The 6,115-nt window shown below is 36.7% G+C and carries 7 protein-coding genes; 5 read left to right on the forward strand and 2 right to left on the reverse strand.

All coding sequences use genetic code 11. The features are described 5' to 3' along the window. The first annotated feature begins 11 nt into the window (after nt 1-11). From ACFVSH_RS21770 to ACFVSH_RS21790, 5 genes are all read left to right on the forward strand, one after another. Nucleotides 12-227: a YneF family protein gene (locus ACFVSH_RS21770; protein ID WP_034312934.1), complete on the forward strand. Its 216-nt coding sequence runs from the start codon at nt 12-14 to the stop codon at nt 225-227. A 1,036-nt stretch (nt 228-1,263) separates the two neighbouring features. Continuing rightward, complete coding sequence (locus ACFVSH_RS21775) at nt 1,264-1,683, forward strand: RrF2 family transcriptional regulator (protein ID WP_387707775.1); 420 nt, start codon at nt 1,264-1,266, stop codon at nt 1,681-1,683. Between the two features lie 100 nt (nt 1,684-1,783). Continuing rightward, on the forward strand, nt 1,784-2,170 hold the full coding sequence (locus ACFVSH_RS21780) for an IDEAL domain-containing protein (protein ID WP_387707777.1): 387 nt from the start codon (nt 1,784-1,786) through the stop codon (nt 2,168-2,170). 47 nt (nt 2,171-2,217) lie between these two features. Further along, complete coding sequence (trxA, locus tag ACFVSH_RS21785; RefSeq protein ID WP_098372925.1) at nt 2,218-2,532, forward strand: thioredoxin; 315 nt, start codon at nt 2,218-2,220, stop codon at nt 2,530-2,532. Nucleotides 2,533-2,623: 91 nt separating this feature from the next. Then, nucleotides 2,624-3,745, forward strand: coding sequence for an NADH-dependent flavin oxidoreductase (locus tag ACFVSH_RS21790; RefSeq protein ID WP_387707779.1), 1,122 nt, complete (start codon nt 2,624-2,626; stop codon nt 3,743-3,745). 1,011 nt (nt 3,746-4,756) lie between these two features. On the opposite strand, the gene ACFVSH_RS21795 is transcribed toward ACFVSH_RS21790, so the two are convergent. Both ACFVSH_RS21795 and ACFVSH_RS21800 read right to left on the reverse strand, forming a co-directional pair. Next, entirely contained in the window at nt 4,757-5,155 is a 399-nt protein-coding gene (locus ACFVSH_RS21795) for a DoxX family protein (RefSeq protein ID WP_260287488.1), read from the reverse strand. A 153-nt stretch (nt 5,156-5,308) separates the two neighbouring features. After that, nucleotides 5,309-6,049, reverse strand: a complete 741-nt coding sequence (locus tag ACFVSH_RS21800) for a polysaccharide deacetylase family protein (protein ID WP_387596045.1) — start codon at nt 6,047-6,049, stop codon at nt 5,309-5,311. Nucleotides 6,050-6,115 lie beyond the last annotated feature (66 nt).

Genomic DNA, 6,115 nt, shown 5'->3' on the forward strand with positions numbered 1-6,115 from the left:
GAGGAAATAGTATGTGGGTTTACATTCTAGTTGGCGTACTGGCATTGATTGCTGGAGTAGTGCTGGGATTTTTCATCGCTCGTAAATACATGATGGATTACTTAAAGAAAAATCCGCCAATTAACGAACAGATGTTGAAAATGATGATGATGCAAATGGGTATGAAACCATCCCAAAAGAAAATTAATCAAATGATGAGCGCCATGAATAAACAACAAACAAAATAAGATAGCATGAAACCTTGATATATCAATGTTCTTGGAAGATTGGATGCATAATTTTATATAATATCGAAATGGTTATCCATTTAGACTGAACTTTTATCCATTTAGACTGAACTTTTCCACCGATTTTATTTAAGATTTTGTTTTATCTTTCATTTATGTTTCTTAAGCCACTTTTTCTGAATGAATGATTCAGTAAAGGTGGTTTTTGTTTTGGAATTGAAAGGAAAGTCCTCCTCGTTATGTGAGGGCTTTTTTATTTTGAAGGTAAAAACCTAAACTAAAAACAATACTTGTCCACACCTTCTATCTAAAGATGTATATACAGTATCAAGGAGGTTGTTAATATGATAAATGATTTTGTCAAAAAACGCTTCGAGGAAACTTGTAAGGTATGGATTCTTTTATGTGAACATACATTTGAATCCAAAAGTGAATGTAAAGACAACAAATAGGAATCTAAATGTAAACGTAAAAAATAAAAATTTTTTCTATTAATCTTTTTATTTAGGCACTTAGCCAATAGAGAGTCAGTTAATATATAGATTAATGGTTAGCATCCAAGTAATCGGGTGTTTTTGAGTTGAATGAACCTTATAAAAAGAAAAGCAATTAACCTGAATTGGTCGAGTGCTTATTTTTTATTATGGAATATATACACCAGGACCAACTTCCTCCACAGCCTCCATCGGTTTATTTGGAATCTTTTGTAAAATCCCAACCGCAAATGGCTGAAATTGTAACATTTACGATAATATCATCTGAGGGGCTTGGTATAGGGGCATTTAATTTCTTTTGTGTTAATGGGTGATTATATGGTTATATCCTCGGGATAAAAGTGAGCAATCCAGGTTAATCTAATATCGGCATATATAGCATTGAATCTTTCTCAACAATGAGATATCTCGCTAAAAATCACCTCTATCCTTTGGGGGATTTCATTAATCAAAATAGTTGGGGAAGCGGTTGAGTTTTTTGACTTGACTTTATCAACTGTAAATATTATTATTACAGTAATCTTCTTAAGGAGGATGCGAAAGTGAATAGTGATTTTACAATAGCTGTCCATAGTTTGGTCTATTTAGCTTATCTACCAGATCATATGGCTAGCAGCGAGTCCATCGCAGAAAACGTTTGTACAAACCCGGCAAGGATACGAAAGATGATGAGCTGCTTAAGAAAAAAAGGATTTGTAAAAACTAAAGAAGGTGTTGGCGGAGGCTATATTCTAGACTGTAACCCTGAAGAGGTAGGTTTGGCAGATATTTATATAACTGTTTCACATGGGACTTTGAAACCAAAGTGGTGTACAGGTGATCCGGAGAAAAAATGTGTCATATCTTCCAATACCCAGATAGTCATGAATCAAATATTCGATGAAGCTGAATTATATTTTGAAAAATATTTAGAAGATATAACTCTCAGCACTTTTTTGGAAAAAATTAAACAATGTCCGTGATATTGATTTAGTTTTTTCTTTGCAATAAATGTATATTTTATTATTACAGTTAATAACTATAGTTTAAATATCAACTGAACATAAAAGGGGTGTTAAGGAAATGGTTGAAAACGATCAGTTCAAAAATGGGGATTGGGTACAGGGAAAATCAAGAGATGGGGAACTTATCCATGGTTTCATTGAAACGGTAAGTGATAATCGAGAAATCGTTAAAGTGAATGTGGTGGAAAGTGACAATGAAAAAGCGGTTGGGAAATCGATTTGGATTCCATGTAAATGGACTGAAAAACTGCCGGATCTAGAAATCAGTAACGAAAATCATCTTTTGGCCCTAATTGATTTAGCGCTACTTTCTAAAGATGAAACATGGTTTATGGAGTTATCCGGTAAATTGGAATCCATCAAAATCCATCCTAAAATAAATGCCAGGAATTCAGAGTTCCTTATCCCGGGAAATAGAATCGCTAAACTTGATGTAAATAGATGAAGAGTAAAGACTATAAATATTTGGGATAATACAAGGAGGAAATGATCATGACAATAGAACATGTAACAGATGATAATTTTGCTAGTGAAATCAAGGAAGGTTTAGTATTGGTTGATTTTTGGGCACCGTGGTGCGGTCCGTGTAAAATGATTGCCCCAGTGCTTAATGAAATTGATGTGGAAATGGGTGATCGGGTTAAAATCGTAAAACTTAATGTGGATGAAAATTCAGATACGACAAGCGAATATGGAGTGATGGGAATTCCAGCTCTAATTCTATTCAAAGATGGAGAAAAGGTAGATCAAGCTATTGGCTTCCAGCCAAAAGAAGCCATTTCGGCATTAATCACAAAACATGCATGACCCTAATAATTATCATAATATGCGGATGTGTATTGTGAATTAAGGACTTATACCTGCCAACATGGTGGGTAACTAAATGGAGGATGACTAAATGAATTCTAAATATACACCATTATTTGAATCGTTCAATTTAGGAAAGAAATTAGAAGTGAAAAATCGATTGGTGATGGCGCCTATGACAAATTTCTCTTCTAATCCTGACGGGACTGTAACCGACGCCGAAGTAAACTATTATGAACGTAGGTCAAGCGGGGTCGGCATGGTTATAACGGCATGTACTTACGTGACTGCTAATGGCAAAGGTTTTCATGGGGAATTTGGCGGAGATCAGGATGAATTGATACCTAGTCTAAGTCGTTTGGTATCAGCGATTAAAGCGAAAGGTGCAAAGGCAATTCTTCAGATTTTTCATGGCGGACGCGAGGTGCCACCGGAATTAGTAAATGGCGATGTTGTCAGTGCAAGCAATATCCCATCGGAAGGCGAAGGGAAAGCAGTTCCGCGTCCACTATCTGCAAAGGAAATAGAATCGATCATTCTCGACTTCGGTGAAACTACCCGACGTGCCATTGAAGCGGGATTTGACGGTGTAGAGATTCACGGTGCAAATGGTTACTTGCTACAGCAATTCTTTTCGCCTCATTCGAACCGGCGTGAAGACAAGTGGGGCGGTACCCTTGAAAAGCGTCTGACTTTTCCATTAGCGGTAGTGGATGAAGTGAAAAAGGCTGTTGCTGAACATGCCAAGGATCCGTTCATCGTAGGATATCGTTTTTCACCGGAGGAGCCAGAAACACCAGGAATCACCATGGATGATACTCTTGCATTAATTGATGGACTTGTAACAAAAGATCTTGATTATCTTCATGTTTCATTAATGGATTTCTGGTCGAAAGCAAGAAGGGGAGCCGAGGTTGACAGACCTCGGATAGAAATTATAAAAGAACGTATAGGAGATCAAGTACCGATCATTGGTGTTGGTTCCATCTATACAGCGGATGATGCGATCAAAGCACTGCAATCAGGTGTTCCGTTAATCGCATTAGGCCGTGAAATTATTATCGATCCTGAATGGGTACAAAAAGTGGAACAAGGCAGGGAAGCAGAGATCGTGACAAAAATAAACAAGGATAATCAGCAGCAACTTGATATTCCAGACCCATTATGGCAAGCGATTATCCACTCTCCAGGATGGTTTCCAGGGATTGAATAAATAGACGCACATATATTACTGAAATAAAAAATGCATAATGGATTTTCAAAACCATGGAATGAATATACTTGGAAAAATAACCCCCTGACAACGGACGCACATATAAAAGTGTTCCTTAGTCCGGGGTTTTTATGTTTATGGATGATTATTTATAGTAGTTTTTCAAATTCAATCCTTTGAAAAGCCAAGTTGTTTCGCTTACGGATTTTCAATGACCAGCCATTAGGTCTCAACGGCACATACATTCGGAAATTTTGGCGGGAAAAGGGGCTTTCTTTAAGGAACGCTAGGAAAAGGAAGGAGGACAACCCCCCCTACAGAATCAAAGCTTTAGAGGACTAACTTAGGAAGGCCTCCACGCCCAGAAGAGCCAAAGGGGCTTAAGAAAATGACAATACCGCGACACTTATTTGCTTCTTAAGCAGTGTTTTTATTTTGTCTGTAAATTGGGGCCCAGTTCATCTATACGACGAGGTCTTTATATGTTAGATTATTTTTTTGTCTTTTTCTCTCGTATTATAGAGGGAAGATTGAATACAAAATGGGAACCAAAGTAGAAGTATATTAAAAAAATAATGTATACTGCCATCCGGAAAAAAAATATACTAATCAAAATGGTAAATTTAATAACTTTATACAATGAAAAGTTTTCCCTTCCATTTTTAGGTTTATAATCGATTGCGATAGCCTTTTCGTTTAATGAAGGAACTGGTATAGCCATCAGGCACATTTTCAAGAGGGGCTTCACTATGTCGGGAATGTTGAAAAATATTCGGTAGATCTTCATTTTTCCAATCCGGATAAATTTCAAGAATGGATAGAAGACAAAAAAACTGTAAGAGACGAAAATCACTTGTTGAAAGTCTGACCCTTATACATTCGGACGTACCAAAGATTAGGATCTTGAGAAAATATGTCCTGGTTTTTTCTAAAGAATAAGAAAAAACACGGAGTGGTTTTATCCAACACCGTGTTTTTCATAATGTAGAGAGTATAAAACCGAAGCTTTCCTTAAAATAGGAAGGAGTCAAGTGAGTATGGGCCAGCTCCGGTTAACGCAACGCCAATCGCCACTGCAAGAACGGCAAGATTATATTCATAACCATTTTGAGTTGCCCAGTAGCCATTTGCTCCATGGACTTTAACGATCGCAACAAGCATTGTAAGTGCAATTAATATACCTGCAAAGGGTGTAAGGAGACCTAAAGCAAATAAGGCTCCGCCAATAAGCTCTGATAGACCTGCAAATAGGGCCATGGTAACTCCTGGCTTCATGCCAATCGAATCAAACCAGCCTCCAGTGCCTTTCAAGCCATGTCCGCCAAACCATCCAAATAATTTTTGAGCTCCATGTCCAACAAACGATAATCCGATTACCACACGTATAACTAATAAACCTATACCAATCATCTATGATTCCTCCATAAATTTATTTTTTATTTTAGATATCTTTAATTCGAGATTCATATTAAAAAATAGGGATATTATCTCGAATTGATTTATCTTTAATTAAAGATAATACTTTTTGAGAGATTTGTCAAACATAAATTTAACTTTTAAGGCTCATTCAACAGGGAAGGTTCTGAAAAAATCGGGTGAGCTCACATTGGAACGAATCAATAAATCAGACACCGTAACGCATTCATAGCCGTTTAAATATAAATAATCCAATGTCGATTCTAACGCCTTTACCGTTTGGGGACGGTCGCTCCAATCGTGCAGGAGAATGATATCGCCAGCTCGTAACGACTTAATGATATGATTGGAAATTTTATTTGGAGCAGGTCTTTTCCAGTCTTGGGGATCTTGATGCCAGGACCACAGTACAACCTTATATCCTTTTTTTACAGCTGTATTGATGATTATATCGTTATAAAGTCCACCTACAGGACGATATAGCGTAGGTTTGTATTTGGCAATATCCCAAATCACTTTATCTGTTTTATCTAATTCAGTAGATAATAACTCAGCGGTCATATTTTTATCATAATAATGATGATAGGTGTGATTTGCAATTTCATGACCTTCTTTTATTTCTCTTATTAAAATGCCAGGGTTTCTTTTCACTTTATTACCAGAAACAAAAAAGGTAGCTTTGGCATTATATTTAGCCAATATATCGAGGATTTGAGGTGTATACGAAGGATGTGGTCCGTCGTCGAAAGTTATGGCTACGATTTTTTCTTTTGTATTGCCCTCCCAAACAACATTACCTGTTTTTTCATATACCTCTCGGCTTGAAGTAATGGCATGAATAATTGGAGTGTCAAATGATAAAAAAAGGATGAAAACGGCTAAAGTCATAATTAAATTCTTCAAACGGATGCCCCCCCTGTACATGTATATATGACATAGTATATGTATTTCGAT

Source organism: Peribacillus sp. NPDC058002, from assembly GCF_042886655.1.
GTDB classification, from domain to species: Bacteria; Bacillota; Bacilli; order Bacillales; family DSM-1321; genus Peribacillus; species Peribacillus aracenensis.

Coding starts and splice junctions, on each gene's coding strand:
- ACFVSH_RS21800 (WP_387596045.1), bottom strand. CDS start 6,049: ATGACTTTAGCCGTTTTCATCCTTTTTTTATCATTTGACACTCCAATT.
- ACFVSH_RS21780 (WP_387707777.1), top strand. CDS start 1,784: ATGGTTGAAAACGATCAGTTCAAAAATGGGGATTGGGTACAGGGAAAA.
- trxA (WP_098372925.1), top strand. CDS start 2,218: ATGACAATAGAACATGTAACAGATGATAATTTTGCTAGTGAAATCAAG.
- ACFVSH_RS21795 (WP_260287488.1), bottom strand. CDS start 5,155: ATGATTGGTATAGGTTTATTAGTTATACGTGTGGTAATCGGATTATCG.
- ACFVSH_RS21790 (WP_387707779.1), top strand. CDS start 2,624: ATGAATTCTAAATATACACCATTATTTGAATCGTTCAATTTAGGAAAG.
- ACFVSH_RS21770 (WP_034312934.1), top strand. CDS start 12: ATGTGGGTTTACATTCTAGTTGGCGTACTGGCATTGATTGCTGGAGTA.